Origin of the sequence: Achromobacter sp. SLBN-14, assembly GCF_006715415.1 — a bacterium.
Lineage (GTDB): Bacteria > Pseudomonadota > Gammaproteobacteria > Burkholderiales > Burkholderiaceae_B > Achromobacter > Achromobacter mucicolens.
The window spans coordinates 3,528,508-3,548,814 of the sequence record NZ_VFNE01000001.1 but is presented as its reverse complement, the minus strand read 5'-3'; the positions used below and the strand labels follow the sequence as shown (position 1 = coordinate 3,548,814).

Sequence of the window (20,307 nt, the reverse complement as noted above, 5' to 3'; positions counted from 1 at the left end):
TGCGATCTGTATTGCTTCACACACTTCCGGTATAAAGGGCCATGTCCAAACATATCCATTTATCACGCTTCTTCGCAGTCGCGGCTTGCTCGCTTGCAAGCACCGTCATTACTGGATGTGCGGCCGTATCAGCCATCGGCGCGGTAGCCGGCTTGACCGGAAATGCGATGGAGATGGCGGGCCTGAAAAAGCCCGAAAACGCGCCTGTCGAGGTGAATTTGACGATCCATGCCGGAGAAAATTTGAATGCCAGCAGCGGACAGTCGATGGCTGTAGTTACAAAAATATACTACCTGAAGAATCCTGAGCAATTCCAACGTGCGCCGCTCACGCAATTGATAGACACTGCTGCCGAGAAAGCCACGCTCGGGGAATCCGTGCTGGGAATACGCGAGCTGACGCTCACACCCGGCCAACGGTTCGAAGCCGTCGAAAAGGTCCCCAAGCAAGCCGATTACATCGCGATCGCCGGGTTGTTCTACGCGCCCGCGCCGATGCGTTGGAAGTATGTATTCAAGGTCGACGACGTGGAAGACAGTGGGATTGTGCTGGGCGCGCACGCGTGTGCGCTCACCGTCGCCACTGGCAAACCCACGTTGCCGGCGGGCCTGCCAGCCTACGACCCGGCACGCCTTTCCGGCGTGCAGTGTCCCGGTTGACGCGCATTGCGCGTAGGCCCGCCTTCTATATGAAGACATGGAAAGACAAGCAAAGGGAGCGCCAACTTGAGTCACTCAGCCAAAGTCCTTTGGGGCGAAGGGTTGTTTCTGCGGCCGCAACATTTTCAGCGGCAGGATGCCTATCACGAAGACCGGCTGGCCGAGATGGCCCGAGCCTTGCATCCCTATGCGTGGGGCCTGCGCGCCGCGCGCTTCGATGCATCGGCACTGGCCAACGGCATGTTGCGCGCCACAGAAATGAGCGCGGTGTTTCCGGACGGTGAACTCTATAACGCCCCCCATGGCGATGAACTGCCGCCGCCGGTAGCGCTGACCGCGCTGGATGGCGTCACCGAAGCGGTCTTTTATCTGGCCATCCATCCGCTCAAGGCGATTGGCGGCAATTACCGCGATGGCCAGTCGGCAGCCAGCTTCGACTCACGCTACACGCACAACAATGCGCCGGCCCCCGACCTGTACACGGGCGCCACCACGGCTGAGCTGGCGTTCCTGCGCAAAGACGTGCGCCTGATCTCGGAGTTCGAACCGCGCGACGCGCTGCTGGCCATTCCGGTGGCGCGCGTGCGCCGCACCGCCAGCGCGGGCTATGAGCTGGACACCACCTTCGTTGCGCCGAGCCTGTCGTTGACGGCCTCTGGCGCCCTGCATGAACAGCTGCGCCGACTGCTGGACGCGCTGCAGGCCAAGGTGAATGCGCTGTATGGCTTTCACCGCGAACCCAGCAAGAACATCATCGAGTTCCGCTCGGGCGATGTCGCCTCGTTCTGGCTGCTGCACACGGCCAACGAGGCCTACGCCACGCTGTCGCATCTGTTTCACCACCCGCAACTCCACCCAGAACGCCTGTTCCAGGAACTGGCGCGGCTGGCGGGCGCGCTGATGACGTTCTCCAAGCTGCATACGCTGGCCGACCTGCCCGTCTACCGGCATGACGCGCCCGGCCCGGCGTTCGCCCGCATGGACGAAATCCTGCGCGACCTGCTGGAAACGGTGATCTCCACACGCTACTTCTCCATCGTGCTGGAAGAGTTGCGGCCGTCGTTCCACATGGGCAGGCTGGATTCGGAAAAGCTCGACGAAACCACGTCGCTGTATCTGGCCGTGCAGGCCGCGATGCCTGCCTCGGAACTATCCGAAAGCGTGCCCATGCGTTTCAAGGTGGGCGCGCCGGAAGACGTGGACAAGCTGGTGCTGTCGGCCATGCCCGGCGTGCCGCTGGCCTACACGCCGCAGGTGCCGCCGGCGGTGCCCGTCAAGCCCGGGGCGGTGTATTTCGCGCTACAGGCGCGGGGTTCGCTCTATGACCGCATGCTGCAAGCGCGCAGCATCGCGATCTACGCGCCCGCCGGCATCCCTGAGCTCAAGCTGGATTTGATTGCAGTCACCCGCTGACAGGACACGTACTTCCATGACCGCAGACGCTCCCTCCCTGATGCCCGGCGCCACGCTGCCGCCCCGGGCCGCCGAGTTCCACGCCAGCCGTCCGGCCAGGTCCTTGCTGGACTTGTTGTATGACGGTTTCCTGATGCTTTTCCTGCTCAAGAGCGGACAGGAGCCCACCGACGCCGCGGCGTTCTCGGCGCGGGTGCAGCAGTTTCTGGCGGACTACGAACGCGCCGCCAAGAAAATGGATATTCCCGCGGAAGACGTGTATGCCACCAAGTATGCATTCTGCGCCGCAGTGGACGAGACCGTGCTGAATTCGCAGTTCGCCATTCGCGACGCGTGGATGCTGCAACCCCTGCAGCTCACCTTGTTCGGCGAACAACTGGCTGGCGAGAATTTCTTTGCCCGGCTCGAAGACCTGCGCGCCCAGGGCGCGCCGCGCCTGCAATCGCTTGAGATCTATTACATGTGCCTGTTGCTCGGTTTTCAGGGCAAGTACCTGATCGAGGGCCAGGAAAAACTCGGCTATCTGACTGCGCGGCTGGGCGACGAGATCGCGCTGCTGCGCGGCAAGCGCACCGGCTTCGCGCCGCACTGGCCGCTGCCCGACAAGGTGGCGCACACGCTGAAACGCGACGTGCCGCTGTGGTCGATCATGGCGGTCTTTGCGCTGCTCGGCCTGCTGGCGTTTCTGGGGATGCGCCACTTCCTGAACACCGAGATGCAGACGGCGATGGCGCCGTACCACGACATCGTCAAGCTGGGTCCGCGCGCCGCGCACCTGACGATTTCGCTGCCATAGCGTCCGGGCCGATGCCCGGCCCCGCTTTCACCCGTCCCCTCCCGGCGCGTGCCCCGCGCCCCGGCTCTGCCGACCGACATTCGCCACGTCCTATGAACGCCTTGCCTTCGAACGCCCCGGCCTACTCGTCATTGAACATCGCCACGCTGTCGCAGCAGGCGCGCCTGCTGCGCCTGGACACCCCGCTGAACGCCGAACTCGTGGTCGAACACCTGAACCTGCGCGAAGGCGTTTCGCGCCTGTTCTCGCTGACGCTGGACTGCCTGGCGGCCAGCGCCGAAGTGGACGTGAGCGCGTTGCTGGGCAAGGAGATCAGCGTCAGCCTGCTGCAGGCCGATGGCGCGATGCGGCGGTGGCACGCGGTGGTGGAAGGGGTGGACGCGCTGGGCGCCGACGGCGGGCTGGCGCGTTTCCGCCTGCATGCCGCGCCGTGGATGGCCGCGCTGGCGTTGCGGCGCGACAGCTTTATCTACCAGGACCTGTCGGTGCAGGACACCGTCAGCGAGGTGTTTTCGGATTATCCCCAGGCCGCGTTCGCCTTTGAATTGAGCCAGGCGCTGGAGCCGCTTGCCGTCTGCACGCAGTATCGAGAGTCGGACCTGGCGTTCGTCGAACGCATCCTGGCCGAGGCGGGGCTGAGCTATCGCTTCGAACATCAACAGGACGACGGCCAGTCCGCCAGCGGCGGCGCGCGCCACCGCGTGGTGATCTTCGACGCCGACGCCGCGCGTCCGCAGGACCCGGCCTCGCCCTTGCGCTTTCACCGTAGCGACGCGACCGAAACAAGCGACAGCATCACCCGGTTTGCCGCCCGGCAGGCCGTGCGGCCCAACCGCGTGGCGCGCGCCGCCTGGAACGAGCGCACGCTGAACGCGCACGCCGCGCAGAGCCAGTCGCAGGTGCAGGTGGAATCGCTGCCCGTCCTTGAAGACTACGACTACGCCGGCCATGGCCGCTATGGCGACGACGACGCAGCCGAGCAGAGCGCCGCGCGGGCGCTGCGCGCCCATGAATCCGAGGTGGTGCGCTTTGAGGGCGCGGGCACCGCCCGCTCGCTGGCGGCAGGGCACGTGTTCGCGCTGAGCCAGCACGCTCGCTACGCCGAAGGCGGCGGCGGACAGGCCGCCGATGAACTGGGCGGCAACCGTTACGTGGTGCTGGACGTGACGCACGAAGCCACGAACAACCTGGGCAGCCAGGCCGCGCAGGTGTTGAACACCCCGGACATGGAGCGCGGCACGTATCGCAATGTCTTCGTTGCGCAGCCCGACGCGGCCGCGTTGATGCCCGCGTGGCGCGCGCGCCCCACGGCGCCGGAAAGCCTGGCTGCGGTGGTCGTCAGCGCGGCCGATACGCCCATCACCGCCGACCGCGATCTGCGCGTCAAGGTGCAGTTTCCGTGGCAGCGCGGCGAAAAGCCGCTGCCGGGCGGCCTGCCGCATCGCACGCATGGCGATGCCAGCGGCAATGCGCCCGGCGATGACCGCTCGGGCACGTGGCTGCGCGTGGCCAGTGCGCAGGCGGGCCCGAACTGGGGCGCGCACCACATGCCGCGCGCCGGCACCGAGGTCATCGTTGAATTCATCGACGGCGATATCAACCAGCCCGTTGTCGCGGGGCAGCTCTACAACGATGCGGATCTGCCGCCCTGGTCCGCCGGCGAAGACGGCGACGCCAATCACGCCGGCGTGTTGAGCGGGTGGCACAGCCAGGGCCTGGATGGCGCGGGCCGCAACCAATGGCTGTTCGACGACACCAAGGGCAAGCTGCGCACGCGGCTGGCCAGTTCCACCGCGGCCACGCAACTTGGGCTGGGCTATCTGGTGGAACAGGACCTGGACGACGCCAGCCGCGGCCAATGGCGCGGCACCGGCTTTGAACTGCGCTCGGATGCGTGGACGGTCGTGCGTTCCGGTCAGGGCATGCTGTTGTCGGCCACCGCGCGGGAACAAGGCAAGTCGACGCAAGCCGATGCAGAGGAAGCCTTGCTGCTGCTGCGCGGCGCGCAGGACGCGTCGCGCCGGTTGAACGACAGCGCGGGCCAGCACAAGGCGCGCCCGCTGGCGGCGTCCGAAGGCTACGAGGACCTGCTCAAAGCGCTGGACCCCAAGCTGGAAGGCCGCTACGCGGCCCAGGTGAATGGGCAGGCCGCGGGCAAGGCCGACGATGGGCAACGCACCGGCGAGGCCGCCGTCGAGCGCATCAACGGTCCGCATCTGTTGATCGATTCGCCGAACTCGCTGAACCTGGCCACGCCGGCCAGCGCCGTGTTGCACGCGGGCGAACACCTGCACGCCACGGCGCAGTCCGATGCGCATGTGGCCGCCACGCAAACCTATGCGGCGGTGTCGGCGCGGTCGGCCAGCGTGTTCGCGCAGCAAGGGGCGATACGCGCGGTTTCGGCGCACGCGCCCGTGTCGCTGCACGCCCACACCGACATTCTGGAAGCCCTGGCGGGGCAGGACATCACCGTCACGTCATCGGCCGAAGGCATCGAGATCCTGGGCCAGCAGCGCGTCACCTTGCAGGCAGCGGGCGGCAGCGTCATCCTCGACGGCGCCGATATCGTCTTCAAGGGCCCGGGGCTGTTTTCGGTCAAGGGCGCCACGCACAACTTCGTCGGCCCCGGCAGCGATGCCGCCGCGCTGCCGGCGCTGCCCAGCACCACGGTCGACGACCCGCTGATCGTCAGCGCAGAGCTTATCCACAAGGACGGCGCCCTGGCCTCGGCCGCCAAAAAGGCCGGAACCAGCCTGATGGCCGGTTTTGGCGGCGCGGCGGGTGCGGCCGGTGCGGGCGGGGGCCTGGGCGGATTGGGCGACCTCGCGCCCAGCGGCTTGGGCGAACTGGGCAAGACGGCCGCCGGCGCGGCGGCCAAGCTCTCGCAATTTGCCGGCCAGGCCAACACATTGGCCGGGCTGGCGAAAAATCCCATGGGCGCGTTGTCGCAGGCGCCGGGCTTGCTCGGCGGCATGGGTTCGACACCCTCCGCCGTGGGAGGCTTGCTGAACACGGCCAAGAACACGATGGGCATGGTGTCGCAGGCGCAAGCCATGATCGCCAACCCGATGTCCGCGCTGCCCGCCGCCTCCGGCATGCTGGAGTCCGTCGCGCCCGGCGCGGGCGGCATGATCGACGGCGCGACAGCAGCGGTTGGCACGGTCTCGAAGGCGGCTGAATGGGTCAAGGACCCCACCGCTGCCCTGCCCGCTGCGACCGACATGCTGGCCTCGGCCGCGCCCGAAGGCGCGTCCAAGATGATCACGAGCGCCGCGTCGATCGCGGGACTGGGCAAGGGTGCAGAGGCAGGTTCGGGCGCGGGGCTCGGCGCCGACGGCGGACTGACGGGCGCGGCCGCGACGCCGTCTTTCGCGCCGACGGGGACCGGCCCTGCGCAATCGGCGGCTGCAGGATCGGCGCCAGCGTCGGCATCAAGCCCGATGAATGCGGCGAGTGCGTCGCCGGCCGCCGACCCGGCAGGCGCAGGCGCATCGGCTACGGAAGGGACATCGGCAACGGCTGGTGCCTCGGCTACTGCAGGGGCATCGGCAGGTGCATCGGGAACGGCAGGTGCGTCGGCAACGGCAGGCGCATCGACGCAGGCCACGGCTTCCGCGACCACGGCAACACCGGCATCCGCGGCCCCCTCCGCCGTTTCAGGAACCCCGGCGTCCGCGTCGGCACAGGCCTCGTCACCGGCCTCGCAAATGGTCTCGCAATCGGCCTCGGAAGCGGCGTTGGGATCGGCAGCAACGGCGGAATCCGCCGCGACGTCTGCCCCGCAGGCCACGGGGGCCGCAACGCCTCCGTCTTTGGCGGCCCCCGCCGCTGCGGCGGCCGCGGCATCGCCCGCAGGCGCCATGGCTGACAACAGTGCGCATCCGACCAACGGCACCCTGCAAGCGCCGTCCGCATCCGACGCCGCAACACAAACGCCCACGCTTGCCACGGCAGCGGCCGGCAGCGGCGCCGCGTCCGCAATTCCTTCCCAAGCAAGCACCAGCGCCGGCGTGGGAACTAGCTCTGGCGCCGGCGCGGGCGCGGGCATCGCTTCAGTCGCTGGCGCGGGTGTCACATCGGGCTCAGCCCTGGCAGGCACAAGCATCGCGTCCAATGCGTCGCTCGCCAGTGCGGACACCGGCGTCGCCTCCGGCATGCACCTGGCAGATGCGAGCCCGGGCATTGCCTCCGGTACGTCCTTCACAAGCGCGGACGCAGGTATTGCCTCCGGCACGTCCCTTGCAAACACGGACGCCGGCATTGGCTCCGCCACTTCCCTCGCAAGCACGGACGCCGGTACAGCCCCCGCCGCGTTCCTCGCAAACACAGACGCCGGTATTACCTCCGCCGCGTTCCCCGCACACACAGACGCCGGGGCACCCGCCGCCGCGTCGCTCGCAAACACAGACGCCGGTGTTGCCTCCGCCGTGTCCTCCGCAAGCGCGGACGACCTTCTGGCATCTGGCGCCGTGGCCGCTGGCGCGGATGCGAACATCGCCTCGCCGGCATCTGTTGCTGGCGCGGACGCTGGCGTTGCGTCTGCCATCGCCACCTCAAGCTCCGGCACGGCCGTCCCATCCATCGCGTCGGCTGCTGGCGGCGCCGCCGCTTTTGCTGCTGGCGCAACGGGAGTCGGCATCCCGGCCACGGGCTCGCTGGCTGCCTCGTTGGCGGGCCGCAGCAGTTCGGCGTCCGCAGCGATGACCATCGCGACCCAATCGGGATCGGGGTCGGAGTCGGGATCGGGGTCCGGATCGGCGTTTGACTCGCAAGCGTCCAAGGCAGGCGAGCCCGCTTTCGGCTCGTCCTCATCGGTCGCGTCCACCGCCGCTACGCAATCCGACGCTGCCGCCCGCTCGCATCTCTCCCGCATCGCGGGCACGGAAGCGCCCGGCCGCATCGAGGCGGACGCCAGGACGGCGCCGGGCTCGACCCACGATGCAGCGCCGTCCGCGTCCATGGCCGCGCCGGGCCAAGCCCGTCAGACAGTGGGATCGGGAGCCGCCATCGGCCTGCTCGCCGCTGTCGCCGGAACCGTGGCCGCGACGACGTCGCGTCGTATGCACGCCCAGGACGGCGATGACGACACGCAGCACCCGCAGGTCGACCCGACACGCATCGGCGCCGCCGCCGCGGGACTGGCGCCCGCGTTCACCCAAGGATCGACAGCGCAGCATCCGGGCGCGTCGCCTGACGCGCATCGCTCGACCGGCCCAGCCCCGCATCTCGAACGCACGGCGGAACGGGACGAGCAGACCACCCACGCGGAACAGACTGCGCGAGACGCGCGCGACTGGCTTGCGCGCGGCACGTCCGCCCACCGCGAAGGCGGCAGCGACACAGCGTCCGGCGTACACGCAAGCCAGCGTGCCGATGCCCCCGTGGCCACCGGCGCGGCCGCTGCGCGCGGGTCGATGAACGCCTCCGCTCATGACTCGGCCGCCGCGGCTGCCGCCGCGCAGCAGGACGACACGACCAAGGGCCGCAGCCCGGCTGCGAATGCCGCGCTGCTCGCGTCCATTGCGGCGGGCGCGGGCAGTCTGTTGGGCGCCACCTCTGCCGCAGCAAGCAGCGTCACGCAAGCGGCGTCCGGCTCGACCGCTGCGCCGGGCAGTCTGCCCGATGCATTGGCGTTGCCGACTGGCGCGCCCTCCGTTGCGGCGCCGAGCGTGCCGGTCGCGTCTGACGCGGCGATAAGCGGGTTGCCGGTCTCCTCCGGCGCCACGGACCCGGGCGCTACGCTGGCCGGCGCGCCGTCGCTGCCCGAATCGGCCGGCGTTTTCACCACGCCGCCCTTGTCTGGCGCGGCGCCGCAAACGCCCGGCTTCGTGCCTGCGTCCGGCGAGAGCCTGCCTCAGGGAACCGGGCTGCCCGGTGCGACCGGGGACGGCACTTTCGGACTTCCGAACATCGAAGCCTCTCCCAGCCCGTCCGTTGCCGTCGGCACGGCGGGCGCGGGAGGGGCGGTTGACGCGGCCGCGACAAGCGGCGCCGCGACCTCGACCCTTCCCGCAGCCACAGGCGGCATCGCCAGCGCGGGTCCGCTCGCAGGAACAGACGCGGTTGCAGGTTCCGCGGGGGCTTCTCCCCGTTTGGCAAATGCCGACGTCAGCGAAGGCACGGTGGCAGGCGCCGGAATAGAGACAGGCTCAGCGGATGCGGGTGCTGGTGCAGGTGCAGTTGCCGGTGCAGCAGGTACAGGTGCCGATGCAGGTGCAGTTGCTGGTGCAGCAGGTACGGGTGTCGGTGCAGGTTCTGGCACAGGTGCTGGAGCTGGTGCTGGAGCTGGTGCTGGAGCTGGTGCTGGTACAGCAGGTGCGGGCGTAGGCGCAGCAGATGCAGGCGCAGGGGCAATCCCCGGCACCGACGCGACCGCAAGTTCAACGAATGCCTCGGCGGCCTCCGCTCCCATCGGCGCGAATGGCGCGGCCGAGCCGGGCGGTTCCGCAGCGGCCAATGGCAGCGCACCGGCAACCGTCACCACGCAAACTCCCGGCGCGCCCTCCCCGGCGGACGTCTCTTCGACGCAACCCGCCGATACCACCGCCCCCATCGCTGGCGGCGGCGCCAGCCCAACGCCTCCCCTCGCCGCCGGCAACACCACCGGCGCAACGCCGCCCCTGGCCAGCGCAAGCACCGGTGCCGATGCCACCAGCGCAACGCCGCCCTTGGCAAGCGCCACGCCGCCCTTTGCGCCGGCCGGAACCACAGCCCCCGCCGCCCCGCCGGACACCGTGCTCGGCGCCGAGACCGCGCGCGCGGCGGGCATGGCCGACAGCACACCGGCAACCCGCGCAACGGACCTGTCGGCCGCAGGCGGTGCAGCCGGTGCAGCCGGCGCTGCCGCAGGCGGGGGTGGCGGCGCCGGGGCGTCCGGCATTGCCGCCGTGGCTGGCGGAGGCACCCTGGCGGCCATCGCGCAACAGGCCAGCACCGCCTCCACCGTGCTATCTAGCGCCAGCACGCTCGCCAGCGGCGGCGTCAGCGCCAACGTTGGCGCAGCCATCGTGCCCGTCATGACGCAAGCGCTGAACGCGGCGGGCGACCGCGCCGCTGCGCTGAGTTCAGCCGTGGACACGCTGTTCTCGCTGCCCGACGTGAAACAGGCCAACATTCCCGCCGTGGCCGGCGCCATTCTCAGCATGCCGGGCCTGTCGTCCTCGTCGGTGCCGGGCGTTATTGGCGCCATCCTGCAATCGCCCACGCTCGCCACCGAAACGCTGCCCAAGGTGGCCGAGGTGTTGATGAAGATCCCGGGCGTGGCGGACTCGCCGCTGCCGCAGATCGCGCGGGACGTGCTGGACACGATCGGACTGGGCCCGGTCGCCCGCACGCAGGGCACCAATCTGCCTGGCGGCCTGCCCGGCCCGTCCGGCTCCGGGCGTGTGGTGCCCAGCGTCTCCACGTATCGCGGCCGCCAGGATGGCGCGCGCCTGCAATACGTCAACCTGGAACGCGCGGACGAACGCTGGAACGACGGCAACGCGTTGACCACCACCGAGCGGCAGACCCGCCGCCCGCGGATCCACGTGGAGTTCAACCGTCCGGGCGCGCACCGCTTCACCATCACCGTCAAGGCCGACGCCGGCAACATCGCCTACTCCAGCCGCGAGCGCGGCCGCCGCGCCAGCTACCAGGAGCCGCACGCCAACCCGCGCAGCTACGTCACGGACGCCGACGGCACCCGCATCGTCGATGACATCGACCTGCCCGCCGCCGGCCGCAACGTCTATCTGTTCGAGGTGCGCGACGAACGCGGCCAGCTCATCAAGACGGAGCGCGTCGAGACCGCGCGCCGCCTGTATATCCAGGAAGTGATGTGCATGAGCGCCCGCCCGGCGAACCATCTGGCCGACGTGACGCCGGTCACCGCGGAATTCGCGCTGCACGGCATCGACATGATCCAGCTGCCGCGCCTGCAATTCCGCGGCCGCTCGGCGGTGGATGCGGCGGACAACGTCGACGCGCAGCAGGCCATCATGGACGCCGTGCGCCGCGTATACGCCACCTCGCCCGGCAAGCAGCGCGAGCCTTACACGCTGGTGGTGTGCCACGTCGACCGGCTGGCCGCGCCCGGCACCAGCGGCGACATGCGCCTGCCCGTGCCCGCCGGCCCGGGCGGACGCGTGATGACGGTGCCCATCGTCAACGACGACCGAACCCTTGCCAGCCTCTGGTACGAGTTCGACGACAGCGACGACTGGCTCGTCCACGCCCGGTATATCTACACCGACGCGTCGGGCGCGGAACGTTCGATTCCCATTCCGCGCCATTTGATGACGCCGCTGCGCGAAAGCTCCGGCGCCGTCTTCTCCGTGAAGGTCGACCTGACCCAGATTTCGTCCACGCCCCTGAACGGCGTGCTCAACATCCAGTTCAACACGGTCGCCGCCAGCTATGCTGGCCTGGCCATCACCGGCACCAACCTGCTGTTCGTGTCCACGCTGGATCCCTACGTTCCTAACTCGCAGGCGTACCTGACGGAAACGCTGGCCCACGAAATGGGCCACCTGCTCGGCATGGTGCCCAGCGGCCCCGATTGGCCCGGCCTGCGCAACGAAGACTCCTCGGCCGACGATTCCAAGCTGGATCCGCCGCAGTACTTCTACTACAACATGGGAGGACACTGCTACTTTGGCCTGCCCAACCGGAACGGCCAGTACAGCGATGAGATCGGGCAGTGCGTGATGTACGGCATCACCTGCGCCAACATCCACTTCTGCCCGAGTTGCAGCAAGGCCGTGCGCAAGGTGGACTGCTCGGAAGGCTGGACCTCATTCTGACGACGCGCCCCGGATCACCCTCGCCCTCTGAAACGACATCGACATGCCCATCATGACTACCGACTGGATCGAGCCCGCCTCCTTTGCCTCGGTGCCCACGCACTCGCAGCAGGAACACGCCTGCATGCCGCCGCTGCAAGGCTACGACGCGCAGATGCGCATCGCCGCGCCCTCGCGCGTAAGGATCCGCGACGGCAGCACCCTGACGATTCCGGTCTGCGCACGCGGCATCCTGCCCGTCATCGACAATCCGCAACTTCCGCGCTTCGTGGCGAAGGATACGCGCACCGGCAAGGTCTACCGCGGCGTCGCGTTCAACTACGTGCGTCCCAAGCTGCCCAATGTCTCGGTGGACCCGCGGGAAGGCGGCCCCCGCCCCCCGAAGATTGCCCTGCCGCCGGGCATGACCGTGGAAACGCGCTTCACCACCGACATGGCCGGCGTGCTGCACCTGCCGGCCACGCCGGCCACGTATGAGGTCTACATCGAGGCCGAGGACGTGAAGTCGAACACGGTGACCATCGAGGTCGAAGAAGGCCAGAAGTGAAACTCGGCCAGAAGTAAAAGCCGGCCAGGGAAAGCGACGGCCAGTAGAAGATCCGGCCGCCAAACGAACGGGCCGGTCAAATGAAGACGGCCCCGCTCTGCGGGGCCGTCGCTCCATTACAACCACGCGGCCGCTCAGGGCCGTGCGGGCGTCATCTGCCGGATGTTCTGCTCGTTGCGCGCGGCCATCGCCTCCACCTTCTCAGCGTTGCGCATATCCTTGGCGCGCTGTTCCATCTCGGCCTTCGCGTCGGTCTTGGCGAACACATCCTTGTCGCGCACGCGGAAATACATGCGGGTGCTGGCCAGCAGATGGTCTGGCCAGCTGCTCAGCATCGCGTCATGCACCAGCCAGTCGAACAGCGTCATCACCTTGGGCGGCAATTGCGTCTTGCCGTCGCGCGCATCGCGCCAGGCGGTCAGCAGACGCCGCTGCATGGCGCGATCGGCCTTCATGTCGGCGAAGGGGTCCGGCAGCTTCTCCACATAATCTGGGTCGCCCGGCTTTCTGCCAAGGCGCATGTTTTCCATGAAGACCGCGTCCTGATCCCACCGTTCAATGGCCCGAAGCTGCTCGGGTTGATTGCGTTCCATGTCCTGCCGCCGCTGCTCCGTCGCCGCATCCTGGCGTTCGGCTTCTTCCAACCCCTTGTACTCCTCCTCCAGACGCTCCCACAGCGGCAGAAAACGCTGCGGCGGCGCTTCGCCACGGCTGGCATTGGCGCGCTCGCGGCGCTCATTGGCCAAGGCTTCCAGCTCGCGCACGCGCGCCGTGGTCTCGGGTTTGGCAAGCTCCTCCCGCGATACCATGCCCAATCGCCTGCGCTCTTCGATGAGCTCCTGCTCCGGGGTGAAGAAGTCCCGGTCCTTGATCCACTGCTCCGCGGGATCCGACATCCCGGCGCGAAATACGGGGTCCTGATAACGCACCGCCAGCCACCGCAGGAAAACTTCCATGTGCGGCACGAAATCGCAGCCAGGTTCGTATTTGACGATCTCGCGGTAGGCATCGACCAGTTCCTGGACGTGATAGGTCTGCCCTTCGTCTTCGATCGCGTCGGCCAGGCTCAGCATCCGGTAAAGCGCCAGATCACGGACCGCCAGGCTTTCCATGCTATGCATTGCGGCGCCGTGTGCGAGCGCCAGGTTCATCATCTCGCGCAATGGAACCCGGGACAGCGACGCGCGAGTGCCCAGCGATCCCATTGGGGCCACGCCGGTCACGTCACCGCTCGAGCCCGGATAGAGATACTGCAGGCCACGCGTCTTTTCCAGGGAATCCAGCCGCTGATTGCGGCGCAACTCATGCGCCGCGGCGAAATGCACGGCCTTCTCCACAGCTGCGGGTATGGTCAGCGTGCGGTCCTTGTGGGTCTGTTTGATCAGATCCGTGAAGGGAATGAATTCAAGGAACCAGCTTTCTTCCATGATGGAAGCGACACTGTCAAACAATCCCAGGAATCGAATGACAATCTTCGCGTCCAGCGCACCGTCTTTTCCGATGATGGCCAGGTCGGTGTCGTGGCGGCGTTTGTACTTCTTGACGATATCGTTGACGAATTGCTTGGCGATGACCCCGCCGCGATCCGCTCCAAAAACGCAGACCTCGATACGCACGACCTTTTCCGTGCCCGCGTTCTCAGCCTGATAGGCTTGCTCGAACTGACGTCTGGCTGCATCCAGGCGCGTGTCAACGCCCGTTCCCATCAATTCGGCGACGACGGCATTGTCCCGCACTACCGGCACGCCCTCCAGCAACGTTGCCTTGGCGGCGTTCTTTCCCGCAGTCCAGGCAACCTTCAGCGGGTTCTTCTTGAAATCCGACCAGAAGCCCCGCAAGGTGGCCTGTGCGCGATTGCGGATCCGGTCGGGATCCAGGGCATTCCAGATTCTGACCGTCTTCTCCGGAAGCGTCTGAACGTCTTTGACGACGTCCTTGTACGCCTTCACCATGGGGTGGAAGGACCCGTCCTTGATGGATTGCTGGACAGCCTTCTTGGCACGCCCGGTGGCATCCACATCGGGCACTTCATCAAGACGCGTAATGTTCTTCGCAGCATCCTGCGCACTAGAGACTGCCTTGTCTACCATCTTGCCGCCAGCAAGCGTGAGCGCGCTGACGAGGATTTGTTCCTTTGCGCCCTCGTTGAGGTCGACGCCAAGGCCGGAATAGTAAAACCCATACCAGCGTTGTTTGTTCGTGACGGGCTTGTTGCCCGCGTTGTAGTGCGCCATCCACAACCGGCTGACGTTGGACAGGAACGTAGGATTTTCCTTATCCAGATCCTTGTTCCGCCCGAACCCGTCAAAGAAGAATCCCAGGCGCAACGTGACGCCGCATTCCGTGCAGGAGTCCTTTGGATAGGCCGCCTCATTCTCCGCCATCGCCTTCAATACCGATGCGGGCGTTCTATCCTGATCCGGAAGCTGATCACTGGACATGCTTTCCTCCCGCCGGCTCGCCGGTCGCCTTGATCCGTGCGATCTGCTCTTTCGACAAAGCGGCCACGGCGCGGCCAAAGTCACCGGGCTTGCGGTCAGGGTCGTTCAGAACGGATGCCACATCCGGGTCTTTGCCAAAGTTGGAAGACACAATGAAGTGCAGATACATATATCCGCGCAAGTCTTCGGCGTCTTCTAGTCGATAGGACATCCACGCCTGTTTTGTGACCCTGGCAACTTCGTTGGCCAAATAGCCTGCACTCTTGTACCCCGCAAGCTCGTCTCGGTACTTCCCATACAGCCAGCGAGTGGTATCGACGATTGGAATTCTGACTTGCCCTTTCAACTCGCGGCTCAAGGCGAGCTCCATGTGTTCATCCGGATAGATGTGCAACTCCAGAATCAGCGTTCCATCCCCTTCGGGCACTTTCGTGGCCGGGAAGTGCACCGTCGTTTCCTTCTTGAACAGTACCTCGTCGAACTTGCCGTCAAACAGATGTTTGCGGAGCAGGTCGGGGTCACCTCCGCTCCATTTCACCTTGAATTCGGTACCGGAAAACGTATAGCAGCAAGAGACGCTCCCCTCGCCGCCGCCCGATGGGAGCGTGCTGGAACTTGCCACGCGACCCGATGCATCACTGATGCGTACGGGCTCCAGGTTCCATGGCGTGTAGTTGTACGTGACAAAGCTCACCCCCTTATAGATGGGTTCGCCATTGCACCCCGCCAATAGGCCCAGCCACAGCAGTATCCCGATCAAACCCTTACGCATTCATTTCTCCGAAATCGTCTCGCGCCACTTTGCATGCACCGCATCCCACACCGCATCCGGCACGCCTTCCAGCGCTTTCGACAGCCCGCCTTCTGCGTTTGCCCGATACGCACGCAGCCCGTCGGCGATCGCCGGATGCTCATCGAAGCGCGGCGAGATCGCCACGCCCCACGCGACATAGTCGAACGTGTCCTTATCTCCTGCCACGCCGTGAGCACGCGCGCGTTCCAATTGCGCCTGCACGCGCGGCACCAGGGCGTCCTGATCGGGATTGCCGGGCAGCAGGTTCGGATAAAGCCGGCGCAACTGCACCGCCAGCTTGTCCGGGTAGTCCAGATCGAACAGCATCTGGTGCTGTTCGGGCGTGAAGCGTTCGATGCCGTCCGGCCGCGCGGCGGGTAGCCGACCCGTGCCAGCCAGCTCGCCCTGCGAACCATCTCGCAGCGCATAACGCAGCGTGATCAAGGGCGCCGCGAAACGCGCGCGCTGCTCGGGTGTCCAGACCTGGACCACGCGCGCGAGGATGCGGCTGTCGTACCAATGCAGGAAGAACTCGCTGGCATCCGGCAAGGCGTAGTCGCAGAACGCGCCGAAGTGCGCGATGAGCTTCTCCAGCGGCACCGCCGATGCGAAGCTCATCATCGCGTAGCGGCCTGCGGCGCGCTCATGCAGCGCTTCCAGCACGCGCACCAGCACGGTGCTGAAATCCCCGTGACGCGGCCCGCGCAGCACGCCTTGCGAGGCGCCGTCCACTTCGATCAGCAGCGGCGCCACGTCGCCGTAGATGTCCAGCCCGGTCTGCGCCCACACCGAGCCGAAACTCAGGTCCTCGGTCGCGGTCAGCCGCGCCAGCAGATCCGGATGGCCGCGGAAGTCGACGATCACATACGCGCGCGCGGCCTCGCCATACGGGCCGCGGTGATGGGGCAATTCGGCGAATGTGGACAGCAGCGCGTCCTGCCAGGAATAGTGCATCGCCGTCATCCCTTGTCGGTGATGGACTGCACGCTCTCCAGGGCGTCCAGGATGCAGGTCTTGCAGACGGTGAACTGGGGCAGCGGATACGGCATCTGCGTCGGGCCGGCAAATTGCTTGTTGCCGGTCTTGACGTCGATACGGCCCGGTGCGGTGACGGTGATGTTGCCGCCTTCGATCACGATGCTGGCGCCCGCCGCGTTGGCGATGCGGATTCGCGTGGGCGACGCGTACTCGATGCCCGCGTTGGCGCTCACCATGCGCAGATCCTGCTGCGCCTGCACCGTCAGCACATCGTGCTGCGACAGCACCTCGACATCGCCCGTGCCCGCAATCAGGTCCAGGCCCGATTCCGCGCCGCCCTGCTGCACCCCGGCCACGATGCCCAGCGCCTGCCCGGTATGCACGCGCAACGACCCGATGACGGCCAGGTTGTGGTCCTGCCCGGAAGACCAATGCACCAGTTCGCCCGCCGCCACCTGCAGGTTGCGTCCGGCCGCTTGCGTCAGGCCCGCCCGGCCCGCCATCAGCACCAGCGGGTCCGTCAGGTGGGGCACCTTGCCGTCCACCACGTCCGTATGTTTGGCCGAGGCATCGCCCGCCGCGCCGCCCAGCGCCTCGCCGGCCACGGTGCCGGACACGGCGTGCGTCATGGCGGCCAGCGGCGCGCGTTCGCCATCCAGGCGGCTGGCGCCTTCGGACGTCGTGCCGCGCGCGGACGCCAGCCGCACGCCCTGGTGGGCGCCGACCACGCCATCGAACGACTGCGCCATGATGTCGGCCTGCCCGGCCAGCGTCAAAGGCGCCGCGGCCTCGCCCGCCGGCTCGCTGCCGCCCGCGTTATAGGTCGTGAGCAGCACGCCGCCTGCGCCGCGCACCGCGCCGAACGCATCGGTGCGCAGCTCTGCGCCCACGCCGCGCACGTTGCCGCGATAGTTGCCGCTTTGGTGAATCAAGTGGCCCAGGTTCAACTCCGTGGCGGCCTGCGTCGTTTTGATCTGCATGCGCAACTGGCCATCGCTGTCGTCGAACACGATCTGGTTGTAGCCGTCGCCGCCGAATTCCTTGCTTTTGAAGCCGCTCAGCGCGGCCGCGTTGCGATGCTGTTCGTCGCCACCGGCCGCGCCATGCCAGGCAGGCGCATTGCCGCTGGCCAGGTTGGCCTGCGCACTGGGCTTGCCGTCCAGGGCGGCGGCGTAGACGTCGGTGTTCATCGGTTCGCCGGCCCTGCCGCCGGGCGTGGAAGGGATGCCGCCCTCACCACGTCCGTTGTACAGCGCGCCCACCACCAGGGGCTGGTCGATGTCTTCATCCAGAAACCGCACCAGCACTTCCTGGCCGACGCGCGGCACGAAGCTCATGCCCATCCCCGCGCCTGCCTGGCGCTGCGCCACGCGCGCCCATCGGCTTTTTGCCAGGCCGGCGCCTTCCGCCTGCCAATGAAAGCGCACGCGGACATCGCCGCGTGCATTGCGGTAGATCTCGTCCTCGCCACGGGCCTCGGTGGACCCTTCAGCGTTGGTGACGATGGCCGTGTGCACGCCCACCACCGACGGCGCGCCCGCCAGCCGTGCGCCTCGCCCCGCAGCGAAGGCGGCGCGCCAGGGCCGGTCGCAGCGCACGGCGCGGAACCGGTTTGCATAGCCCACGTCGTGCGCGCGTGCCAGCACGGCGGCATCGGGCTGCGCCTGGCCAAAGAAGGCGTCGCTGCGCGCAGGCTCATCCCCGTCGGCGGCGTGCGCGACGGTCTCGTCGTCAAAGCGCAGAAAATCATCCAGCGCGCCCCGCATTGCCGCCATGCCGGCATCGGCCTGGCCAGGCAGATTGTTCACACCCACCTGCTCCAGCAGATCCAGCGCGAAGACCGGTTCAAAACCCGCCTCGCCGGACGGACCCAATGGCGACATGTCTTGCAGCGTGAACCGGGTTCCCGACCGGAAGGTGCGCACATTGCCGCGCCCCACGAACGTTTCAGCGCTTGCCTGCACCGCCTGCATCATCAGCGTGGCCTGAAACTGCGCATGCGCCTGATTCAACAAGGCGCCGTGGCCCAGCGGCTCGAACCATTCCAGCCCGGCGCTCTCGTCATCGGACCCGCTGGCCGGGCCCGCCAGGGCCTGCCCCGAAATGGCATGCTTGCCGCTGCCATGCCATCCCAGCACGGTGACGCGTTCCACGCCGCGGCGTTGCCGCCGCGCGAACACCTGCACGCCATCCCGCGATTCGGTGGCGTGCGCGCGCTGAAAGCGCACGCCCACGCCGGCGGACTGCGCGTCCTCGGCCAGCGTACGGCTGTCGGCAAAGATCAGCACCGCGTGGCGCGCAGGCGCGCTGTCGTCTTCGACGGTGGTCCAGCCCAGGCCGGACTCGGCCAACAGCCGCGACAGAAAGTCGTAATCGGTTTCGCGATACTGCGTGGTGTAGGGGCGCGCGGGCAGATCGGCCAGATGCGTCTCGACCTCGGCGGACACCTTGTACGTGTAGCCCGGGTAGGTATCCAGCACGTGCCGCACGATGTCCAATACGGGCTGGCTTTCATAGATGCGGCTTTCGCGCCGCTGCGTCGCCAGCCACAACCACGGCGCCAAGGTCAGGCGATACCGCGCCATGCCCGGATTGCCGCCCAACATCTCGGCCTCGCGCACGACGCCGCTTCGCCCAATTTCTGTGCCGTCCGCACACGTGGTCCACAAGGTGGCCGGACGCGAGATCATGTCGTTCAGGTCCAGCCCGGCATCTTCGGCCAGCGCCACCACGCGCATCTGACCAATTGTCGACAGCCCCTCGCGCGCGGCCCAGCCTTCCACCTGCAAGGACGACATCGCCCCTTCGCCGTCCAGCCGGAAAAGGCGGGTCTCGGCGCTGAAACTGCCGCTGCTTGCGTTGACAGCCATGGAACAAAAACCTCTTCGAAGACGTTGACGACATTCGCCCGCTCCGGGCGATGCGAATTCAGGGTTCGACGTTGGCTTGCGGCGTGGGGCATTCCGGGGCCGTGCCCCACTGCCCCGCGCACACGCGCAGGCGGCATTGCTCGCCTTCAATGAAACTGAGTTTGCGGCACGCCTTCAGCCGGTCGGCCAGCGGCGAGCCGGGCATCTCGCGGATGAACACGCCGTCGGACTTGTAGACGCGTGTGCCCGGCGGAGAAGCTGGCGGCAGCCCGTAGCTCATCAATGCCGAGAGCAAGGCGGCGTCGGTATCCGACTGCTTGGCGGCCGTACGCGGTGTGTTGCTGGCGGGCTTGGCCGCTTGCGGCGCGCCAGACTGGCGCGCGCGTTGCTGTTCGGCTGCCTGACGCGTGGGTCCAGGCGCAGGCGCGGCCGCGGGCGGCGGCGTCATGGCCAGCACGGACAGCGGATTGGTGGGTTCGCCCAGCGGGTCCGGATCACCCCGGCCGATGTTCGCATCGCGCGCGGGCGGCGCTTCGTCAACGATGGCGGCAACCGCCGGCGGCGTGTCCAACGCAGAGGGTAGCGATGTATCTGCCGCGGAGGCCGCGCCAGACGCTTGCGGCGGCGCGGAGACGGGGCGCTCGGCCGACGCCACGGCGGGCGCCGGCGCTTGCGCCGTCATGGGCGCCGCGCCATCTTCATGAATGAACCAGGTGACGCCGCCAGCCAGCAAGGCCAGCAACAGCGCCAGCGCCAGCCACCGCCCCGCGCGGCGGCGCGGCGGCGCAAGATGTTTGACCTCGGCTTGCGGTACGCGCCCCTCTAGCGCCGCCAGAATGCGCGCCGATTCGATCTCGCGTGACGAGGACGCCGTGGCGCTGAGCAAACTCGGCGCGGTCTTCGTAGGGCGAGATTCTTGTTTGTCTTCTGCCATGCGGATTCCCGTGTCAGCAGGAGGCGTGTGCAGCCCCCCTGTAACCAAGCCCCGCCGAGAATACCCGATCGATCCGTTTCGATCATCGCTCCT

General features: G+C 67.5%; 10 protein-coding genes. 5 read left to right on the top strand and 5 right to left on the bottom strand.

Annotated elements, in window-relative coordinates; all coding sequences use genetic code 11:
- Positions 1-41 precede the first annotated feature (41 nt).
- From tssJ to FBY20_RS16135, 5 genes are all read left to right on the top strand, one after another.
- Positions 42-659 (top strand): type VI secretion system lipoprotein TssJ, encoded by a 618-nt coding sequence (tssJ, locus tag FBY20_RS16155; RefSeq protein WP_081100935.1) that lies wholly within the window; start codon positions 42-44, stop codon positions 657-659.
- Between the two features lie 66 nt (positions 660-725).
- Positions 726-2,072, top strand: a complete 1,347-nt coding sequence (gene tssK, locus FBY20_RS16150) for a type VI secretion system baseplate subunit TssK (RefSeq protein ID WP_056325717.1) — start codon at positions 726-728, stop codon at positions 2,070-2,072.
- 16 nt (positions 2,073-2,088) lie between these two features.
- Positions 2,089-2,868, top strand: coding sequence for a type IVB secretion system protein IcmH/DotU (gene icmH / locus FBY20_RS16145; protein WP_056325715.1), 780 nt, complete (start codon positions 2,089-2,091; stop codon positions 2,866-2,868).
- A gap of 92 nt (positions 2,869-2,960) precedes the next feature.
- Positions 2,961-11,651: a type VI secretion system tip protein TssI/VgrG gene (gene tssI / locus FBY20_RS16140; RefSeq protein WP_160144415.1), complete on the top strand. Its 8,691-nt coding sequence runs from the start codon at positions 2,961-2,963 to the stop codon at positions 11,649-11,651.
- 43 nt (positions 11,652-11,694) lie between these two features.
- Complete coding sequence (locus FBY20_RS16135) at positions 11,695-12,198, top strand: hypothetical protein (RefSeq protein WP_056325710.1); 504 nt, start codon at positions 11,695-11,697, stop codon at positions 12,196-12,198.
- 134 nt (positions 12,199-12,332) lie between these two features.
- Here FBY20_RS16135 and FBY20_RS16130 read toward each other — a convergent pair whose 3' ends face one another.
- Genes FBY20_RS16130 through FBY20_RS16110 form a run of 5 tightly spaced genes read right to left on the bottom strand, consistent with a single transcriptional unit; the run spans position 12,333 to position 20,214 of the window.
- Positions 12,333-14,639: a phospholipase effector Tle1 domain-containing protein gene (locus tag FBY20_RS16130; RefSeq protein ID WP_142053377.1), complete on the bottom strand. Its 2,307-nt coding sequence runs from the start codon at positions 14,637-14,639 to the stop codon at positions 12,333-12,335.
- On the bottom strand, positions 14,629-15,411 hold the full coding sequence (locus tag FBY20_RS16125) for a DUF3304 domain-containing protein (protein WP_056325705.1): 783 nt from the start codon (positions 15,409-15,411) through the stop codon (positions 14,629-14,631). Before FBY20_RS16125 ends, FBY20_RS16130 begins: the two co-directional genes overlap by 11 nt.
- Positions 15,412-16,386, bottom strand: coding sequence for a DUF4123 domain-containing protein (locus FBY20_RS16120; protein WP_142053375.1), 975 nt, complete (start codon positions 16,384-16,386; stop codon positions 15,412-15,414).
- Between the two features lie 5 nt (positions 16,387-16,391).
- Complete coding sequence (locus FBY20_RS16115) at positions 16,392-19,280, bottom strand: type VI secretion system Vgr family protein (RefSeq protein ID WP_142053373.1); 2,889 nt, start codon at positions 19,278-19,280, stop codon at positions 16,392-16,394.
- 58 nt (positions 19,281-19,338) lie between these two features.
- Positions 19,339-20,214 (bottom strand): hypothetical protein, encoded by an 876-nt coding sequence (locus tag FBY20_RS16110; protein WP_142053371.1) that lies wholly within the window; start codon positions 20,212-20,214, stop codon positions 19,339-19,341.
- Positions 20,215-20,307 lie beyond the last annotated feature (93 nt).

Bases quoted from the DNA above. Each gene is read 5' to 3' on its own strand.
- FBY20_RS16130 (WP_142053377.1), bottom strand. From the start codon at position 14,639: ATGTCCAGTGATCAGCTTCCGGATCAGGATAGAACGCCCGCATCGGTA.
- icmH (WP_056325715.1), top strand. From the start codon at position 2,089: ATGACCGCAGACGCTCCCTCCCTGATGCCCGGCGCCACGCTGCCGCCC.
- FBY20_RS16135 (WP_056325710.1), top strand. From the start codon at position 11,695: ATGCCCATCATGACTACCGACTGGATCGAGCCCGCCTCCTTTGCCTCG.
- FBY20_RS16120 (WP_142053375.1), bottom strand. From the start codon at position 16,386: ATGCACTATTCCTGGCAGGACGCGCTGCTGTCCACATTCGCCGAATTG.
- FBY20_RS16110 (WP_142053371.1), bottom strand. From the start codon at position 20,214: ATGGCAGAAGACAAACAAGAATCTCGCCCTACGAAGACCGCGCCGAGT.
- FBY20_RS16115 (WP_142053373.1), bottom strand. From the start codon at position 19,280: ATGGCTGTCAACGCAAGCAGCGGCAGTTTCAGCGCCGAGACCCGCCTT.
- tssI (WP_160144415.1), top strand. From the start codon at position 2,961: ATGAACGCCTTGCCTTCGAACGCCCCGGCCTACTCGTCATTGAACATC.
- tssJ (WP_081100935.1), top strand. From the start codon at position 42: ATGTCCAAACATATCCATTTATCACGCTTCTTCGCAGTCGCGGCTTGC.
- FBY20_RS16125 (WP_056325705.1), bottom strand. From the start codon at position 15,411: ATGCGTAAGGGTTTGATCGGGATACTGCTGTGGCTGGGCCTATTGGCG.